Origin of the sequence: Pseudoalteromonas sp. H103, assembly GCF_001469205.1 — a bacterium.
GTDB classification, from domain to species: Bacteria; Pseudomonadota; Gammaproteobacteria; order Enterobacterales; family Alteromonadaceae; genus Pseudoalteromonas; species Pseudoalteromonas carrageenovora.
In genome coordinates this window covers 297,362-316,648 of record NZ_LOFG01000016.1, presented here as the reverse complement: position 1 = coordinate 316,648, position 19,287 = coordinate 297,362, and the positions used below count along the sequence as shown (strand labels likewise).

The 19,287-nt window shown below is 39.8% G+C and carries 16 protein-coding genes; 3 read left to right on the top strand and 13 right to left on the bottom strand.

Annotation, left to right across the window (positions count from 1 at the left end; genetic code table 11):
• Positions 1-35 precede the first annotated feature (35 nt).
• Positions 36-2,792: a S9 family peptidase gene (locus ATS74_RS13610; protein WP_058549422.1), complete on the top strand. Its 2,757-nt coding sequence runs from the start codon at positions 36-38 to the stop codon at positions 2,790-2,792.
• A 310-nt stretch (positions 2,793-3,102) separates the two neighbouring features.
• Here ATS74_RS13610 and ATS74_RS13605 read toward each other — a convergent pair whose 3' ends face one another.
• The 5 genes from ATS74_RS13605 to rplU form a co-directional block, all read right to left on the bottom strand.
• A complete protein-coding gene (locus ATS74_RS13605) occupies positions 3,103-3,480 on the bottom strand; it encodes a DUF3718 domain-containing protein (RefSeq protein ID WP_058549421.1) in 378 nt (125 codons plus the stop codon).
• A 78-nt stretch (positions 3,481-3,558) separates the two neighbouring features.
• Entirely contained in the window at positions 3,559-4,050 is a 492-nt protein-coding gene (gene folA, locus ATS74_RS13600; RefSeq protein WP_058549420.1) for a type 3 dihydrofolate reductase, read from the bottom strand.
• Positions 4,051-4,123: 73 nt separating this feature from the next.
• Positions 4,124-5,278 carry an Obg family GTPase CgtA gene (gene cgtA, locus ATS74_RS13595; protein ID WP_058549419.1) on the bottom strand — a complete coding sequence of 385 codons (1,155 nt, stop codon included), beginning with the start codon at positions 5,276-5,278 and terminating at the stop codon, positions 4,124-4,126.
• A gap of 140 nt (positions 5,279-5,418) precedes the next feature.
• Positions 5,419-5,676, bottom strand: coding sequence for a 50S ribosomal protein L27 (gene rpmA, locus ATS74_RS13590; RefSeq protein WP_008114963.1), 258 nt, complete (start codon positions 5,674-5,676; stop codon positions 5,419-5,421).
• A gap of 16 nt (positions 5,677-5,692) precedes the next feature.
• A complete protein-coding gene (gene rplU / locus ATS74_RS13585; RefSeq protein ID WP_004587921.1) occupies positions 5,693-6,004 on the bottom strand; it encodes a 50S ribosomal protein L21 in 312 nt (103 codons plus the stop codon).
• 422 nt (positions 6,005-6,426) lie between these two features.
• Between rplU and ispB the strand changes: the two genes are divergently transcribed.
• Entirely contained in the window at positions 6,427-7,398 is a 972-nt protein-coding gene (gene ispB, locus ATS74_RS13580; RefSeq protein ID WP_058549418.1) for an octaprenyl diphosphate synthase, read from the top strand.
• A gap of 93 nt (positions 7,399-7,491) precedes the next feature.
• Here ispB and mdh read toward each other — a convergent pair whose 3' ends face one another.
• The gene (mdh, locus tag ATS74_RS13575; RefSeq protein ID WP_058549417.1) at positions 7,492-8,424 is read right to left on the bottom strand and encodes a malate dehydrogenase; all 933 of its coding nucleotides are present in this window, start codon (positions 8,422-8,424) and stop codon (positions 7,492-7,494) included.
• A 225-nt stretch (positions 8,425-8,649) separates the two neighbouring features.
• Here mdh and argR point away from each other — a divergent pair, with 225 nt between their 5' ends.
• On the top strand, positions 8,650-9,117 hold the full coding sequence (argR, locus tag ATS74_RS13570) for a transcriptional regulator ArgR (RefSeq protein ID WP_058549416.1): 468 nt from the start codon (positions 8,650-8,652) through the stop codon (positions 9,115-9,117).
• Here argR and ATS74_RS13565 read toward each other — a convergent pair.
• From ATS74_RS13565 to aceF, 7 genes are all read right to left on the bottom strand, one after another.
• The gene (locus tag ATS74_RS13565; protein WP_058549415.1) at positions 9,114-10,013 is read right to left on the bottom strand and encodes a Dyp-type peroxidase; all 900 of its coding nucleotides are present in this window, start codon (positions 10,011-10,013) and stop codon (positions 9,114-9,116) included. The genes argR and ATS74_RS13565 overlap by 4 nt on opposite strands.
• A gap of 45 nt (positions 10,014-10,058) precedes the next feature.
• Positions 10,059-11,105 (bottom strand): ABC transporter ATP-binding protein, encoded by a 1,047-nt coding sequence (locus tag ATS74_RS13560; protein WP_058549414.1) that lies wholly within the window; start codon positions 11,103-11,105, stop codon positions 10,059-10,061.
• On the bottom strand, positions 11,106-12,737 hold the full coding sequence (locus ATS74_RS13555) for an ABC transporter permease (protein WP_058549413.1): 1,632 nt from the start codon (positions 12,735-12,737) through the stop codon (positions 11,106-11,108).
• The gene (locus ATS74_RS13550; RefSeq protein WP_058549412.1) at positions 12,737-13,741 is read right to left on the bottom strand and encodes a Fe(3+) ABC transporter substrate-binding protein; all 1,005 of its coding nucleotides are present in this window, start codon (positions 13,739-13,741) and stop codon (positions 12,737-12,739) included. The genes ATS74_RS13555 and ATS74_RS13550 overlap by 1 nt, the downstream gene beginning before the upstream one ends.
• A 1,004-nt stretch (positions 13,742-14,745) precedes the next feature.
• Positions 14,746-15,435 (bottom strand): tRNA-uridine aminocarboxypropyltransferase, encoded by a 690-nt coding sequence (locus tag ATS74_RS13545; RefSeq protein ID WP_058549411.1) that lies wholly within the window; start codon positions 15,433-15,435, stop codon positions 14,746-14,748.
• 333 nt (positions 15,436-15,768) lie between these two features.
• Positions 15,769-17,196: a dihydrolipoyl dehydrogenase gene (gene lpdA, locus ATS74_RS13540; RefSeq protein ID WP_058549410.1), complete on the bottom strand. Its 1,428-nt coding sequence runs from the start codon at positions 17,194-17,196 to the stop codon at positions 15,769-15,771.
• Between the two features lie 175 nt (positions 17,197-17,371).
• On the bottom strand, positions 17,372-19,282 hold the full coding sequence (gene aceF / locus ATS74_RS13535; protein ID WP_058549409.1) for a pyruvate dehydrogenase complex dihydrolipoyllysine-residue acetyltransferase: 1,911 nt from the start codon (positions 19,280-19,282) through the stop codon (positions 17,372-17,374).
• Between the last annotated feature and the right edge of the window lie 5 nt (positions 19,283-19,287).

Here is a 19,287-nt window from a genome sequence, read left to right as displayed (position 1 = left end):
TACAATGAAATAATGTCACAATACGAGAACCTATAATGAAAAAAAAGCTCACTTTACTAAGTTCAGCACTTGTTGCTAGCTTAGCCAGCACTGGTATTTACGCAAAAGAATCACTGCAATTTAAAGATGTATTTGATTTTAAATCGGCTAAAAACACGCAGCTATCTGACGATGGCCGTGTACTTACTTTTAGTGCAACGCCATATAGAGGTAATGCTACCGGCGAAGTTTATTCACTTCAAAAAAATAAACTTATTGCACAAATAGAACGCGGCACAAAGCCCTACATCAATAAGGCAGCAAACTGGGTAGCCTTTACTCAAGTACCTACACTCCTTGAAAAAGAAACCACTAAGAAAAAAGAAACGCTAAAAAATAACTTAATACTCGTTAATACTCAAACAGCTGAGCAGCAAAATTTTGATGATATAAAAGATTATAAATTATCTGATGACGGCACTTGGCTTGCCTATCGCTTAAATAAAAAAGACGATGAGCCAAAGGTAGAGCAAAGCGATAATGAAGATAAAAGTGCTATAACGCCTGATCAAAAAGATAAAACTTATCCGCTCGTTATTGTTAATTTAGCCGATAAACGAAGCCACACTATAGATAACGTATTCAGCTACGCCATTAACTCTATGGGTAATCAACTACTCGTTAGCCAAAGCTACAGCGACGGTAATGATAACCAAGTTACACTCGTTGAGTTAAATAACTTTACTATCAGCACACTAATTGATGAGCCCGGTGTTATTGCTAATACCATAGCGTGGCACCCTACAAAAAATATTGTTGCATTTACATTGGGCAATTATGTAAATGATGATACTCGCCGTCGAAATTATAGCTTGCAGCTATATAAAAATGAGCAGCTATCAACAATAGATTCACCAAATAAAGAATGGGTTATAGGTAAAACGGCATCGCTAGTGTGGTCAGAAAACGGCGAACGCTTATATTTTGAAAACCACCCTAAGCTTGCAGTTAAAGTAAAAGCTAAAGAATACACAGATGAAGCCTCACTTTACGACTTTGACACGATTCGTGAGTATAAAGGGCTGAATGTTTGGCATAATAACGATGCACAAATAAAGCCACGCGAAGAGCAGCAGTGGAATGCAGTTAATAAAAACCGCCATTACAGTGGCGTGTATCATGTTAACTCGCAAAAAGTTGTGCAGCTTAGTAACGAAACAATGCCAGAGCTTGCACTTAATCCTGAGCGAAGTGAATCGCTACTGGGCTCATCTAATATTCCTTACTTAAAAAAAATAATGTACGGAGGCTTCTTTGCTGATTACTTTGCTGTAAATATAAGTACAGGTAAACAAACACCTATTATTAGCAACTCTCCTTTTAGGCCAAGCCTTGCACCTAGCGGTGAATTTGCAGCTTACTTTAGTGATAGCCAAATACAGCTAAAAGATTTAAAAAATAACAAAGTAACCGCGCTTACCAAAGCCATTCAGGCAACTTTTGCCGATGATAAACACGACTACCCTTCTACACAACCTGGGTATGGTTTTGCAGGTTGGATGAACGACAGCAGTAAAGTGCTCGCTTATAGCAAATATGATATTTGGGCATTTGATGTGGACACTCAACAGGCTGAGCGTTTAACCAATGGCAAGCAAAGTAATACTCAATACCGAGTTATTAAACTTGATAAAAACCAAGTCGGCTTTGAACAAAACGATACATTACTCGTATCCGCTATTAATTTACAAACAAAGCAAAGTGAAGTTGCTAAACTCGATTTAGGCTCAAATACAATTACCAACGTTCTTAATGGCCAGAAGCGCTTTGATATTGTAAAAAAAGCAAAACATGCCAATAAATATGTATTTACTGAGCAAAGCTACCAACAATACCCTGATTACTATCAAACTGATTTTAGCTTTTCAGCGCCTAAAAAGGTGACTAACTTAAACCCACAAACAGCTGATTTTGCCTGGGGCGAAAAGCCAGAGCTAATAAGCTATAAAGGCTTTGATGGCGAAGATTTACAAGGCGTGTTAATCAAACCTGCTGGCTATAAAAAAGGCGATAAAGTACCGGTTGTTGTGTACTTTTATCGCTACATGAGCCAGCGTATGTATGATTTTCCTAAAATGGAGCTAAACCATCGCCCTAATTTCCCTATGTTTACCTCAAACGGCTACGCTGTATTTTTACCTGATATTCGCTTTGAAATAGGCCACCCGGGTAAATCTTCAACGCAAACCATGATTAACGCCACCCAAAAATTAATAGATTTAGGTATAGCCGACCCTGATAAAATAGGCCTACAAGGGCATTCATGGGCGGGTTATCAAAGTGCATTTATGATCACTCAAACAGATATGTTTAAAGCGGTTGTATCCGGTGCGCCAGTATCAAATATGACCAGTGCCTACAGTGGCATACGTTTAAAGTCGGGCCTTGCGCGTCAATTTCAATATGAAACAGGGCAAAGCCGTATAGGTAAAAACTTATTTGAAGCACCCGAGCTGTACATAGAAAACTCACCAGTATTTTTTGCTGATAAAGTAAATACTCCTATTTTAATTATGTTTGGCGATAAAGACGATGCAGTGCCTTGGCACGAAGGCGTACAGTACTACTTAGCACTAAGAAGAGCAGGTAAAGACGCTACGTTTTTACAGTATGAAGGTGAACCACATCACCTGAAAAAATTTCCTAATCAGGTCGATTTTTCAGTACGTATGATGCAGTACTTTGATCATTACTTAAAAGGCAAACCAGCTGCAAAGTGGATGAAAGAAGGCGAACCATTCATTGAAGAGTAAATAATAGCAATCTGCAATAAGACTTAATCAATTTGAGAGATTAAATCTGTCGCTAACTACGTTAAAAATTTCTCATTGACGACTGCATGGATGCAGAAGGTAGAGCGATGCAGGAGTAATTGCCGAGAACAACTAAATAACGAAATTTTTGCCTTGTTACCGACACGATTTTCTTACCTAAAATAGATCACTTAATTAAGCTGACTGGTAAAAACCACACTAAAAAGCCGATATTGCATGAGCAATATCGGCTTTTAATATTTTGGCAATAAAAAACCGCGTACTAAACACGGCTTTTAAAAATAGTTTATTAAAGTCCTGCGCGGTCTTTAATTACAGCTATAAGGGGTGAACCAGCGTGATTGCCTTCAGCCCATGAGATGTCTGCACCATCAGAAAGCGAGCTCTTAGATAGGTTTTTAACTATATACTCACCAGTATCAACTGCGTTACTAGCAACAGCATGGCGAAGCAAGTTATTACCATTACACTGTACTGCATCATAAATGTTACGAATTTTTACGCGAGAGCTTTTAAGCTTACTACGTAATCGGTTTTTATCATCTGCAGCAATGTACTCACAAATAGATACCGCTAATTGATCTTCAGCGTTTACAGGTGCTGTATACGAAAACGAACTTACAGCTACAACAGCAGTAAGTACAGCTAGCTTTGGTAATTTAAACATGACAAACCCTTTATGGTACTTTTTTCTTATATCGACTGTTTAATATTGTACCAACTCACCAAAATTTACGCAATAATGTTAACGTTTTTTGTATAAAGTTACGAATTTATAACTAGATTTATTCTTCTCATCAGGAAGATTTTTCACTTCTTCTTCGATATGCCAATTAGCTATTTTATTATAATCAGGAAACTGAGTATCCCCTTTTACATCCAAATCTATAAAGGTTAAATATAGGCGATCAGCTTTTTCTAAAAACTGTTGATAAATATTTCCGCCGCCGATAATCATTACTTCTTCAACGTCACTAACCAGTTTTAATGCAGCCTCTGGCGTAGTTACTGTTTCAATGCCTGGTGCGCTATATTCGTTATTACGCGTAATAATAATATTTCGACGACCGGGTAAAGGACGCCCAATTGACTCAAACGTTTTACGCCCCATGATCACAGGTTTTCCCGTTGTCACTCTTTTAAAGTGCTGTAAATCAGCAGGCAAATGCCATGGCATTTTATTATCGAGGCCAATTACACGATTGTTTGCCATTGCAGCGATCATAGAAATTATCATATTAAATACCTAGTACTTTATTCTTAAACAAAGAAAAAGGAGCATAAGCTCCTTTTTAATAAATTCAGTTTTATTAGCGCTCGTAGACAACTTCTACGTCGTAATCATCTTCATCCCAGTCGTCCCAATCATCATTGCCTTTACCTTTGGTGGCTTTTTCATGATAGGTATCCCACTTAAATTCAACTTCTTCATCTTCAACCTGTACAAACTTTTCTTTAGGCATACTATCTAGAAGTGTCATGATGTCGTGAATTAATGGCTGAGTGTGTAGCTTATTAATTGCTGAAATATTATAAATATTTTCAGTTTCGCCTAGCTCTTCTGCAATAGCTGTACATAACGCTTGTGCTTCGTCTTCTGGTAATAAGTCAATTTTATTGAATACTAACCAGCGCGGCTTCTCTGCGAGTTTAGGGCTGTATTGGTGTAACTCATTAATAATGGCAAATGCATTATCTACAGGGTTGGAACCGTCCACTGGCATTACATCAATAATATGCAATAGCACGCGACAACGCTCTAAATGCTTTAAGAAACGAATACCTAAGCCAGCACCATCAGATGCACCTTCAATTAATCCAGGTATATCTGCTATAACAAATGACTTGTTAGCTTCTGGACGCACAACACCTAAATTAGGAATAAGCGTCGTAAATGGATAATCAGCTACTTTAGGGCGTGCTGCAGATACACTACGAATAAACGTAGATTTACCGGCATTTGGCAAGCCAAGTAGGCCTACATCGGCTAATAGTAGTAACTCTAGTTTTAAGTTACGTACTTCACCCGGTGTACCTAATGTTTTTTGACGAGGAGCACGATTAGTACTTGATTTAAAACGTGCATTCCCCAAGCCGTGGAAACCACCTTTTGCAACCAATATTCTTTGACCATGTTGAGTTAAATCACCTAGTCCCTCTTGGGTGTCAACATCCATGATTCGTGTACCAACCGGTACCATAACAAATAAATCGTCGGCTTTTTTACCTGTACAGTTACGGCTTCGACCATTTGTGCCACGTTCAGCTCTATGAAAACGCTCAAATTGATAATCAATTAGGGTATTTAAGTTTTCATCAGCTTGTAGATAAACACTACCACCGTCTCCACCGTCACCGCCATCAGGTCCACCATCTGGTACATATTTTTCACGACGGAAAGACACAATGCCGCTGCCACCGTCTCCAGCTTCTGCGCGGATTTCTACTTCATCTACAAACTTCATGATTACTCACTTTAGGGATTGGCTTGTTTAATAACTCTATTATATACCCAAGCCAACGCAAATGCAGGCTTGGGTATATATTTGACTGGACTACAAAACAAAAAACCCCGCAAAGGCGGGGTTTTTAACTACCTTACTGATTACTCAGCTACGATAGTTACGTATTTACGGTTTAAAGGACCTTTTTGTTCAAATTGAACTTTACCATCTGCTTTTGCGAAGATAGTGTGGTCTTTACCGATACCTACGTTTGCGCCAGGGTGGAAACGAGTTCCACGTTGACGAACAATGATGCTACCCGCTAGAACTGATTCGCCACCAAAACGCTTAACACCTAGGCGTTTGCTTTCTGAATCGCGACCGTTACGAGTACTACCAGCTGCTTTTTTATGTGCCATTTCTAAGTACCTCTAATTAAGCGCTAATGCCAGTGATTTTAACTTCAGTGAACCATTGACGATGGCCCATTTGCTTACGAGAATGCTTACGGCGTCTAAATTTAACAACCTTAATCTTCTCACCGCGACCATGTGAAACAACCTCAGCTGTTACTTTACCACCGTTTACGAACGGTACACCGATCTCGATTTTCTCACCATCAGCAACTAAAAGTACTGAATCAAATTCTACTGCCGCACCAGTTTCAACGTCTAATTTTTCAAGACGAATCGTTTGACCTTCAGTCACACGATGCTGTTTACCACCACTTTGGAAAACCGCGTACATAATTAACTCCGTCTGTGCGCCCTCAAATCGACGCAACTAAAATATTCTTCGATAGGGCGCGAAGTTTACGCTAACGCGAAATAACTAGCAAGCCTATTTTGTAATTAAAATGAATAAAAAGTAGCTGCATTGAGAGCAATTCAATATTTCCCCCATTTTATATTAATTAGGCCTTTTGCCAAGCGCTTTTTAGCCCTTGCTTAAAATTATTTTATGTAGGCAAACAACCCGTCAACAGTACAATAACTAATCGTAACTGACACTGCGATTTGGTTATCAATTAAACAGTTATCTTGGCTAATTCAGTCTAAATTAAGTACTTTAATAGTGTTTTTTCAATCAATCGTCACAAAATATCGAGCTAGTGCATTTTTTGTTGTACAATCTGCGCCGTTCACACATAAAAATTGGCTCGGAGATCAATGGATATAAAAGCTATCCAGGCGTTAATCGAAAGCGATATGAATGACGTCAATCAACTTATACATGCGCAAATGCGCTCAGATGTGGCGTTAGTTAACCAACTAGGTTTATACATTGTAAACAGCGGTGGTAAGCGCGTGCGTCCAATGCTGGCTATATTAGCTGCCAGAGCTTTAGGCTATCAGGGCAAAGATCATATTACGCTTGCAACAATTGTTGAGTTTATTCATACCGCAACGCTATTACACGATGACGTTGTAGATGAGTCTAACTTACGCCGAGGCACACCTACAGCAAATGCTGAATTTGGTAATGCAGCTAGCGTGCTTGTGGGTGACTTTATTTATACTCGCTCTTTTCAGCTAATGGTTGGCCTTGGTAAAATGCAGGTTATGCAGGTCCTAGCGGATGCAACTAACATTATAGCTGAGGGCGAAGTACTGCAATTAATGAATTGTAACGATCCCGATACTACCGAAGCTAGCTACATGCAGGTTATTTATTCTAAAACAGCTAAATTATTTGAGGCTGCTACAGGCCTAGCTGCAATTATTACCGAGCAAGATCAATCAACACTTGAAGCACTTAATTTATACGGTATGCATTTAGGTACTGCTTTTCAGCTTGTTGATGACGTACTTGATTACAATGCAGATGCTGATCAATTAGGTAAAAATATAGGTGATGATTTAGCCGAAGGTAAGCCAACTTTGCCACTTATATATGCAATGCAACATGGCAATACACATCAAACACAATTAATTCGTAATGCTATTGAACACAGTAATGGTATGGAGCATTTAGAAGAGATTTTATCTACGCTCAAACAAACCAATGCGCTTGAGTTTACAATGCAAAAAGCAGAGCTTGAAGCCGATAAAGCGATTGCTTGCTTAGACTTTTTACCTGAATCTAAATACAAACAAGCATTAGTCAGCTTAGCCCGTATAGCCGTTGACCGGGATCACTAACCTTAGTATGCATCTTAATTTTGATTAAGAGTAAACAAATCTCGAGCAACAAAAAAGCCTGCAAATGCAGGCTTTTTTATACTCAATTGGCTATTACGCCATGAAATCAACACCTTCTTTGATGTCTTTTTTCAGTGTTTCAAGCATATCGTTTTTAGCTTTTTCTTCAAATGCGCTTAGCTCGCCGTAAGAAAGAATTTCTTCTACGCCGTTTTTACCTAAACGTACTGGGTGAGCAAAGTACTCTGCATCGCCATTTTCAACAGCAACATATGCGTAATCTACTACGTCTTCACCTTGTAGGCCTTTAACTAAAGACATACAAAAACGCGCAGCAGCAGCACCCATAGATAATGTAGCAGAACCACCACCCGCTTTAGCATTTACAACTTCAGTACCTGCGTTTTGGATACGTGGAGTAAGTGCAGCTACTTCTTCATCAGTAAAGCTTACGCCTTCAACTTGAGAAAGTAGAGGAAGAATAGTTGTGCCTGAGTGACCGCCAATTACTGGTACTTTAACAGTTGCTACGTCTACGCCTTTAAGTTCAGCAACAAAAGCTTCTGAACGAATCACGTCAAGTGTAGTAATACCAAATACGCGTTTAGCGTCGTAAGTACCTGCTTTTTTAAATACTTCAGCAACAATTGGCACAGTGCCATTTACTGGGTTTGTAATAATACCTACAAACGCTTTAGGACAGCTTGCAACAATGCCTTCAGCTAATGTTTTGATGATGCCGGCATTTACGTTGAATAAATCCGCACGATCCATACCTGGCTTACGTGGCATACCCGCTGGGATAAGTACGATATCAGAACCTTCAAGCGCTTTATTTAAATCGTCTGCGCCAAAGCCTGCAACTTTAACATCTGTTGGGATGTGAGAAAGATCAACAGCAACACCTGGTACTACTGGTGCAACATCGTAAAGTGATAATTCAGAGCCAGCTGGTAAGCCTGTTTTTAATAATAAAGACAACGCTTGACCGATACCGCCTGCAGCACCTAATACAGCAACTTTCATTGGAATTCTCCGTAATTTGAGGTAGGAAATATTTGTGGCTCTTAAGATAATGAAATTAGCGACTAAAAACAAATTTATCCTGCTTATTTCAGGTATATTTTCGACCATAGTTGTAAACTTTGCTCGTTTATCGCATCAAACTGGCAAGTTAACTAAACAACTGCTGCATAATTATTCATTTTTGTGTAGAATTTGCATTATAAATAATAAAAATGAATAAAGACTATGCAACCACAAGATAAACAAGAAGCGTTAGTTAAAGCGTTTAAATCCCTTTTAAAAGAAGAAAACTTTGGCTCTCAAGGCGAAATAGTCGATGCTCTAAAAGAACAAGGCTTTGACAATATAAGCCAAAGTAAAGTGTCGCGTATGTTAAGCAAGTTTGGTGCTGTACGTACACGTAACGCAAAGCAAGAAATGGTTTACTGCTTACCGGCCGAAATGGGTGTACCAACAGCTAAAAGCCCGCTGCGTCAGCTTGTAATTGATATTATGCATAATGAAATGATGATTATCATCACGACAAGCCCTGGGGCTGCACAATTAATTGCACGTTTACTGGACTCATTAGGTAAAGCGGATGGTGTTTTAGGAACTATTGCAGGTGATGACACCATATTTATTGCTCCAGCAAAAATATCAGAAATAGACATTACGCTGGAGCGCGTTCGTATTTTATTTGATACGGTTTAAAGCTGCTTTAAAAAACCAATTGAGGGTGCAAAAAACGCAGACCCCATATCGGCTTGAGTAAAATCAAGCCAATGGTCATAACACTCCCCTGTCCCTAAGCGACTCGTAAGTACCTTTTCAAACGCACCACCCGATGCAGAGCAAGTAATACTTAGCATTCCTTGCTCATAAACATCGCCATAAGGCATGCTTTGATTGAGTAATAACGCATGACCATTTTCATCTTTTAATTCACTTCGCGATGCATGACTAGTGCTAATAGCTGGCTCAATGAGTGTATTATCTAAACGCGTACGCCCCATAATTTGCTCTTGCTCGCTCAGTGATAAGTGCTGCCATACAGTTAGGTCGTGTTTAAAACGCTGCACATGAATATAACTGCCCTGATCTTCAAAACTATTTGGCTTATTAACTAAAGCAGTTGCACGCTTTTGCCTGCCATGTGGCGTGTTGCCTCCATAAATAAAACCATTAAAGTCACGACCATCTAAAAAGCGAAAGTTACGAATTTGCTCCACCAACTCAACATCAGGGGCAAATAACTTTAAAATTTGTAGCGCAAATAAATGGTTAACGTCTTCTCGGTCTGAGCGTATTTGAATAAATAAATCACATGGCTGGGCACTCATAACAAAATCGCTATGGTTTATATTAGGAAAGCTTTGTAGTTCGCTAGGGATATATTCAGGCAAAATATGCGGCCAATACTGGGCGCCAATAGCAACCATGCACGAAAGCATAGACTCCGAGAACTGATCGCTAAACTCCTCCTCAATAGCGCTAACTCGTTTGAGTTTTGCACGCAACGATTCGTCCTGAGCGTCAAATACATTAAAAAATAGGTGCAAACCATGTAAGTTTGCTTCAGCACAAATCCCAGACTGCGCTTGCGCCATTGTTATTCCTTAGCTTTTTATATAACACAGCGAATAACACATTGATTATGATTCGAAAAAATTCACCGTGTGGGGTTTTATTTTTATAATAACCTGTTCATTTTTCTCAAATGACTGGCCATATTGTGCAGCAACTTCAATCTCTTGCTCTGCAATTACAACACTATAAACATAAGCAGAGCCAATAAATCGACGACTTAAAATAGTAATAGCTTGACCATTTTCATCGCAATTTTTACACGCTAACTCTATTTGATGAGGGCGAATATATAATTGCCCATTTTTAGTTTTGTGCGTATGCGCAACTTGCGATTTAACGACACCAAACGCCGTATTATATTCAGTTGCTGTTAATGCTTGTGCGTCTAAGTATATGCCCTGACCCAGAAACTCTGCAACCTCCTTTGACTTTGGCATAGCAAAAAGCGCTTCTGGTGAGCCCTGCTGAGCTATTTTACCTCTATGCATAATGGCAAGCGTGTCTGAAAAAGCAAAGGCCTCTTCTTTTGAGTGCGTAACGAATACAGCTGACACTTGCTGCGTTTTAATAATGCGACGGATATCAGCAATAAGCTCAAAACGCACTTGCGTATCAATATTAGAAAAGGGCTCATCGAGCAATAATAAACTAGGTTTATAAGCCAGTGCCCGCGCTATAGCTACACGTTGCTGCTGCCCACCAGAGAGCTGATGTGGAAAACGTTTTGCACAGCCGGTTAAGTGCACCAACTTAAGCATTTCCTCAACACGCGCGCGCTTTTGCTCTTTATTTGTTTTGTTTAGCCCAAACGCAATATTATCGGCCACTGTAAGGTGCGGAAACAACGCATAATCTTGAAACATCATTCCTATATTACGATGCTCTGGTGAGACAAACGATTGCTCGTCACTTACAAGCTTACCATCTATAAATATACTACCTTGATTAGTCTCTATTAACCCTGCAATTGCTTTTAATGTTGTTGTTTTGCCACAACCACTGGCACCAAGTAAGCAAACTATTTCGTCCTTACCAACCGTTAAATCTAAATTATGTAACACTTGCGTGGCACTGTAGTGATAGCTCACGCCTTGTAAAATTAAACTACTCATTTAACTGCGCTGCTCCATAGAACGGTTAATAAAATACAAAGGTATAAACCCAACAATAACAATAAATAATGCAGATATAGACGCAAGCTCTAATTGCTCATCACTCACGTACTGAAAAACATGTGTCGCTAAACTTTCAAAGTTAAAAGGTCGCAACAGCAAAGCTGCTGGCAGTTCTTTCATGCATTCAATAAACACTAATAACGCAGCGGTCAGTAACCCTCTTCGTAGTAAAGGTAAATGCACTAAACGCAGTGTTTGCCCTAAGCTTTTACCCATAGATTGGCTGGCCATATCGAGCGAGGGGCTGATCCGTACAAAGCTTGACTCTATTGCACCATGAGCAATGGCATAAAAACGCACAACATAAGCGAGTATGATGGTTAAAATACTGCCTGTAAGTAATAAACCTATATCTAAGTTATAGGGCTCTAGCGCTGTATTAATAGAGTTTTCTAGTAAAGTAAGCGGCAGTAACACCGCAATTGCAAGCACAGTACCTGGTAGCGCATAACCTGTACTTGCTAACCGACCTGGTATTAAAGGATATGTTTGTTTTGCTACGCGTTGATAAAACACCACAAAGATACTCAATACAATAGTTGCAACACTCACTATTGCTGCCACTTTTAAGCTTTGCCACGCGTAGCTAAAAAATGCGGCATTCCATGCCTTATCAAAGTAAGTAATTGCATAACTCAAAAGCACAGTAATAGGAATAATAAACGCAAGGATTAAAATAGCACTACAAAATAATGTAGCTAACCATGCTGACTTACCTTTTAGAATATATAACGACTCACTATTAACACCTGATTGGCGCTCAAACACGGCTTGCTTGCGGCGACTAAAGCGTTCGGCCATTAATGCTAAAAATAGAAGTAGCAGCATGACACCCGATATTTTGGCAGCCGCTGTTAATGAGTAATAACCAAACCACGTATCGTAAACTGCAGTCGTTAATGTACTTACGGCAAAATAACTAACGGTTGCAAAGTCAGCCATGGTTTCCATACTAATCAGTGCAAGTGCCGCGACTATAGCCCCACGCGAAAGCACTAAACTCACCCTAAAAAAGCTCTGCCAAGGAGACAAGCCCATTAGTTGGCTGGCTTGCACTAACTTAAATGACTGTTCACGAAGAGCCGTTTTAAAGATTAAAAACAAATATGGGTAAAGCACTAAGGCAATCATGACTATTGCACCAGGTAAAGTGCGTATATCAAAAAACCAATAATCGTTAGGGGATTGCCAGCCAAACCACTCTCTGAGGGCTATTTGAACAGGGCCTGCGTAATCAAGTAAGTCGGTATAAACATAAGCAATTATGTAGGTCGGCATAGCAAGTGGCAGCATAAGTGCCCATTCAAATTGCTTTTTACCAGGAAAGTGACAATACGCAGTGAGCCAGCCAAGCGGTAACGCAATAACGCAGCTAAGCACAGACACACCAACAACAAGCAGTACCGTATTTAAAATATAATCCCACAGCACTGTATTCCAAAGGTGAGAAAACACCTCAGAGTCGCCTTGTAAGGATTCAAGTAATAGAAAAAACACCGGGGCCGACAGTATTAAGCCTGTTGCCCACGAAAATAGCTGCCATTTCGACAGCTTAAATTGAGAATTCATTAAAGATCGAATTTCACCTCATCAATTAACTTAAGTGCTAACGGACGATATTTACTAATTTCATCAAGTGGTAAACTGTCTTCTTTGAAGCTTCCCCAAGAGGCAACCAAACTTGATATCTCAACACCTAGTTTAACCGGATATTCCATATTAACCGAAGCGTACATATTTTGTGCTTTATCATCGGTCATGTATTCTATGAGTTTTAAAGCGTTTTTAGGGTTTTTAGCATACTTAGTAATAACCGCACCCGACACATTAATATGTGAACCTCGGTTAGTTTGGTTAGGAAAGTTAATACTAACAGACTCAGCCCATGCTTTTTGTAAATCATCTTCCAACATTTTACCAAGGTAGTAACTGTTACCCAGCGCTAAATTACACAAGCCTTCTTTAACCGCCTTTACTTGCGCTCTATCGTTACCTTGTGGCTTACGAGCTAAGTTAGCCTTAACACCTTCTAGCCATGATTTTGTGTTTTCTTCACCATGGTGTGCAATCATCGAAGCCACTAAACCCAAATTATACGGATGCTTACCAGAGCGTGTACAAATTTGTCCTTGGTATTTAGGGTCTGCTAAATCTTCGTAAGTGAGCTCAGGTAATGCTCCAAGTCGCTCTTTAGATGAATATACATTACGCACACGCTTGGTAAGTGCAACCCATTGGCCATCGCCATCACGAAACGCCGCTGGTACATTTGTATTAATGCGGTCACTTTTAATCGTTTGCGTTAGCTTTAAATCCTCAAGCTGAATAAGCGCACTAAAGTTAGATGTTAAAACTAAATCGGCTTTACTATGCTTTCCCTCACGCTTTACACGTTCAATTAGCCCTTTTTTAGCAAAAACAACATTGGTTTTAATACCTGTTTGCTTTGTAAAATCGTCTAAAATTGGCTGGATTAAAAATGGCTGACGAAAAGAATAAATATTAACCACATCGCTTGCCAAGGCTGGCATAGACGTAACTAACCCCAAACACAGTGCTAAAGCTTTCTTCATTACTTCACCTAAATAGTAATTATTATCAAAGAATTCTACCGTGATCAGCTAAAAAGTGCACACTTTAAATAAATGTAAATATGTAAATAACGCCCAAAAAGGAAATTGCGCGTAAGACATATCTCACGGATATGGCAGCTAATGAGTAAAAAACGTTATAAAAAAACAGTAGTTAAAGCTTAACGCTTTGTTTTAAATGTATTTTTAAAAACTTACAATTGTATTAAAGGAAGTTTAATGTAGTTTATATCCTACTTTACTTAGGGTTAGCCATTATAATTACTACATCAACCAAGCAGTGATGCTTATCGAGTAAAAGGAAATGGACTGCTTACTCGAACAACCAATGATTAGGTTACTACGGACAACACGGAAATTAGGACAGGCTCAGGATGAGTATCGCAATGGATTGTTGCACAAAGGATAGTATCAGGATGGTACGTAAAGGAAGCAACTGAGGATTAAGTTGTTTAACAGGATGTAGGAATAAATGGACAGGCCTTTTAGGTAACACAACGGATTGATTAACACATGGAAGCACAAGTAAGTGCAAAGAAGGACCGGTAATAGTTTTTACCATACAGGATGTTTTAGGATTTAAAGGATACAGGCCCGGATAGCCTAAATTACATAGAACTAAAAAGTAATATAGTAATAAACATGGATTAGTGAAAATTGGAGTTGATTAAGTTCAATTGCAGGATGCAAAAAAATTAGAAGATTCCGCAAGCGCGCCTAGAGATAGAGCGCGCTTTTCTTTGCCCAAAATTCAGTAATTATACCAATTAGCTTAATTATACCAATTAGCTTAATTAAGTGATCTACTTTGAGACTGGAAAAACGTGTTGATAGCTAGGCAAAAAATTCGTTATTTAGTTGTTCTCGGCAATTGCTCCTGCATTGCTCTACTTTCTGCATCCATGCAATCGTAAATGAGGATTTTTTATTGCAGGTAGCGATACCTTTAGCCCTGCAAAATGATTAAGTATTATTGCGTATTGGTATTATACTGCTGGCCTGCCTTTATTTCGCTTACCTAATAAGTATGCATCGCGAAACTTTATAAAGTGATTTTCTAATTTTTTAGATGCTTCAGCTTCACCAGCCAGAGCAAGCACCATAATGCCTACTTCAGCAGTACCAAGTTGATGCGCATGAGGCGCTACACGTAAGCGATAATCAGATAGTTTATCAGCAGTAACAGACAATACAGGCAAGTTATCTAGATAAGGGCTTTTACGGATCATTTTTTTAGCTTCGCGCCACGTACCATCTAAAAATATAAAAAGTGGCTTTTTACCTGATTCAATATTCACTTCAGTAATCGCTCTACCTTCTTCTACGTCTTCAGCAGGAAACACGACCATCGGTTGATATTGAGGATCGTTTATTAAAGCTAAAAAAGCAGAATCGGGATCTGTTCTATCCCATCTAAATGCATAGTTATCAGGAACAATCTCAGCAATTAATCGTCCTGTATTAGACGGCTTAAAACTTTCGTTATGGTACATTAGTAAACATACAGCAGCACCGCACTGAGCGTACTCAACACCTTTACAAATACAGTAATGTTTGGCTATTAGGCACTGCTCACAGCGATCTAATTTACCGCCTCGCGCATTGAATTCACGGCGAGACTCACTTATTTGCTGAGCGCGTAATGCCAGAACTGAGTTTTTAAAAGAGTTGGCCACAGTGATTAATTACCTTAAATTTGATCGGCGCGTATTGTAGCTAAAATTAAAGGGAATAGATATCAGCTATCAGCTATCAGCTATCAGCTATCAGCTATCAGCTATCAGCTATCAGCTATCAGCTATCAGCTATCAGCTATCAGCTATCAGCTATCAGCTATCAGCTATCAGCTATCAGCTATCAGCTATCAGCTATCAGCTATCAGCTATCAGCTCAAAATAAAAAACGATACCAACAAAAGCTAGTTTTGTTTTATTTATTTTTAATTGGCGGCTATAAAAACAAAAACCCAGCAAAAGCTGGGTTTTTAAAAACTAAATTAAAAAGTTAAATTACTTCTTCTTTTTAACCGCTTTTTTGTTTGGTAAATCAGTGATTGAACCTTCAAAAATTTCAGCTGCAAGGCCAATAGACTCGTTCAATGTTGGGTGAGCATGAATAGTAAGTGCTAAATCTTCACCGTCTGCGCCCATTTCAACTGCTAAGCCGATTTCGCCAAGCATTTCGCCTGCGTTAATACCCACCATAGCACCACCGATTACACGGCCACTGTCTTTATCAAAGATAAGCTTAGTAGAACCTTCAGTACGAGCAGATGCAATTGCGCGACCTGATGCTGCCCACGGGAATACTGCAGTTTCAATGCTTAAGCCTTGCTCTTTTGCTTCTTTCTCAGTAACACCTACCCACGCGATTTCTGGGTCAGTGTACGCAATTGAAGGAATACATTTAGGATCGAAGAAATGCTTCTGACCAGAAATAACTTCAGCAGCAACATGGCCTTCATGTACCGCTTTATGCGCAAGCATAGGCTGGCCAACTAAGTCACCAATCGCAAAAATGTGGTCTACGTTTGTTTTAAGTTGCTTATCAACATTAATAAAGCCACGCTCATCTACATTAACACCTGCCTTATCAGCATCAAGCAAGTTACCGTTAGGCGTACGGCCTACTGCAACAAGTACTTTGTCGTAACGTACTGGTTCAGCTGGTGCATTTTTACCTTCAAAAGTAACGTATAAGCCATCGTCTTTCGCTTCAACGCCAACAACTTTAGTTGAAAGCATAACATTGAATTTTTTGCTTACGTATTTTTGGTAAATCTTGATGATATCTTTATCCGCAGCCGGAACTAACTGGTCTGCAAACTCAACAACATCAATGTCAGAACCCAATGCGCGGTAAACAGTACCCATTTCAAGACCGATAATACCACCGCCTAAAACAAGTAGCTTCTCTGGAATGTCTTTAAGCTCTAATGCGCCCGTTGAATCAATTACACGGTCATCTTCTGGGATGAACGGTAAGCTTACAGGTTTAGAACCCGCAGCAATAATTGCATTATCAAATGTAATAGTTGTTGTGCCGTCAGCACCTTCAACGTCTAAAGTGTTGCTGCCAGTAAACTTACCGTAACCTGGTACAACTTTAACTTTACGCATCTTAGCCATGCCGTCTAAGCCACCAGTAAGCTGGCCAACAACCGACTCTTTCCAAGAGCGAATTTTGTCTAAATCAATTTGCGGAGCGCCAAAAGTAACACCGTGAGATGACATTTCTGCAGCGTCATCAATCACTTTAGCTACGTGTAAAAGTGCTTTTGAAGGAATACAACCAACATTAAGACATACACCACCTAATGTTTCACGAGATTCTACTAATGTAACTTCTAAGCCCAAGTCAGCAGCACGGAAAGCCGCAGAGTAACCACCAGGACCACCGCCTAGTACAACAACTTGAGTTTTTAATTCGTTGCTCATGCTATTACCTTAATTGTTTGAACGGGACACAGCCCTAAAATTTAACTGCCATGTTTCTGCATGGGCAGAAAATCAGAGCAATTCACAAATAGTGCAAAGATTGTATCATTGCATATAGTAAAAATCCCAGCTAAAAACAACTGGCTGGGATTTGATTTTGTTCATATTGTAGCGATTACATCACTAATTGACGTATGTCGCTCATGTAGCTAGCAAGCGTTGCTGTAAAGCGTGCAGCTAGTGCACCGTCAATCACACGGTGATCGTACGACATAGATAGCGGAACCATTAGTTTAGGTTCAAAGTCTTTACCATTCCACTTAGGTTTCATTTCAGATTTAGATACACCTAAAATAGCCACCTCTGGTGCATTAACAATCGGCGTAAATGCCGTACCGCCAATACCGCCTAAGCTTGAAATAGTAAAACAGCCGCCCTGCATATCAGATGACGTTAGCTTACCTTCACGTGCCTTTTTAGAAATATCCATTAGCTCGCGAGATAATTCCATAATGCCTTTTTTGTCCACGTCTTTAAATACCGGAACAACTAAGCCATTAGGCGTATCTACTGCAACACCTACGTTTATGTACTTCTTAAGAATTAAGCTTTCGCCATCTTCAGAAAGTGATGCATTAAACGTTGGGAATTCAGCAAGTACTTTAGCTACCGCTTTCATCACAAATACAAGAGGAGTGATTTTAACGCCAAGCTTTTTCTTCTCGCTTAACACGTTTTGCTCTTTACGGAATACTTCAAGGCTTGTGATATCAGCTTCGTCAAACTGTGTAACATGCGGGATTTGTACCCAGTTACGGTGTAAGTTTTTACCTGATAGCTTTTGAATGCGAGATAGTTTCTTCTCTTCAATTTCGCCAAACTTAGCAAAATCTACTTTAGGCCACGGAATTAAACCAAGCTCACTACCGCCCGCATTGCCTTTACCTGCTGGTAATTGGCCTGATTCAACTTGCTTAACTAAGTTTTTAACATAGTTTTGCACGTCTTCTTTTACTACACGGTTTTTACGACCTGAGCCTTTAACGTTTGCTAGGTTAATACCAAACTCACGCGCTAAACGGCGAACAACTGGCGATGCATGGGCATATGCGCTGTTGTTTTCAAAACCTTCATCGCTTGCTTTAGCCGCAGGTGCAGCTTGAGCTGGCGCAGACTCGGTTTTTGCAGGTGCTGCAGCTGGCTTTTGCTCTGCAGGTGCAGAAGCTTTTGCAGGTGCACTGCCGGCAACTTCAAATACAAAAATAAGCGAACCTGTTTTTACTTTATCGCCCGCTGCAATTTTAATTTCTTTAACTGTGCCTGCAAATGGTGCTGGTACTTCCATTGCTGCTTTGTCGCCTTCAACGTTTAAGATAGATTGCTCTTCTTCTACGCTATCGCCAACAGCAACCATGATTTCAGTTACTTCAACTTCATCATCGCCAATATCAGGTACATTTACTTCTTTTGTGCTTGGCTGTGCACTTTGAGCAGTTTCTGCTGGTGCAGACTCTTGCTTAGGTGCATCTGATGCGGGTCCACTTGAACCGGCAACTTCAAAAACAAACACTAAAGAGCCTGTTTTTACTTTGTCGCCTTCGGTTACTTTAATCTCTTTTACAGTACCAGCAAATGGTGCTGGTACTTCCATTGCGGCTTTATCGCCTTCAACGTTTAAAATAGATTGTTCTTCTTCAACAGTATCGCCAACGGCAACCATGATTTCTGTTACTTCAACTTCGTCGTCACCAATATCTGGTACCGTGACTTCTTTAGTTGAAGAACCTGAAGCCTCTGCAGGTGCAGCAGCTTCAGTTTTAGTCGGCGCTTCTGGCTCGCTTTGTGAACCAGTCTCTTCGCCTTCAAAAATCATAATTAGCGTGCCTGTTGTAACAGTGTCGCCTTCGCTTACTTTAATTTCTTTAACTGTACCTGCTTGTGCAGCAGGTACTTCCATTGAGGCTTTGTCGCCTTCAACGGTTAGTAGCGATTGATCAACATCTACTTTGTCGCCAACACTTACTAAGATTTCGGTTACTTCAACTTCATCGCCACCGATATCTGGTACATTAATTTCAATACTCATTGCAA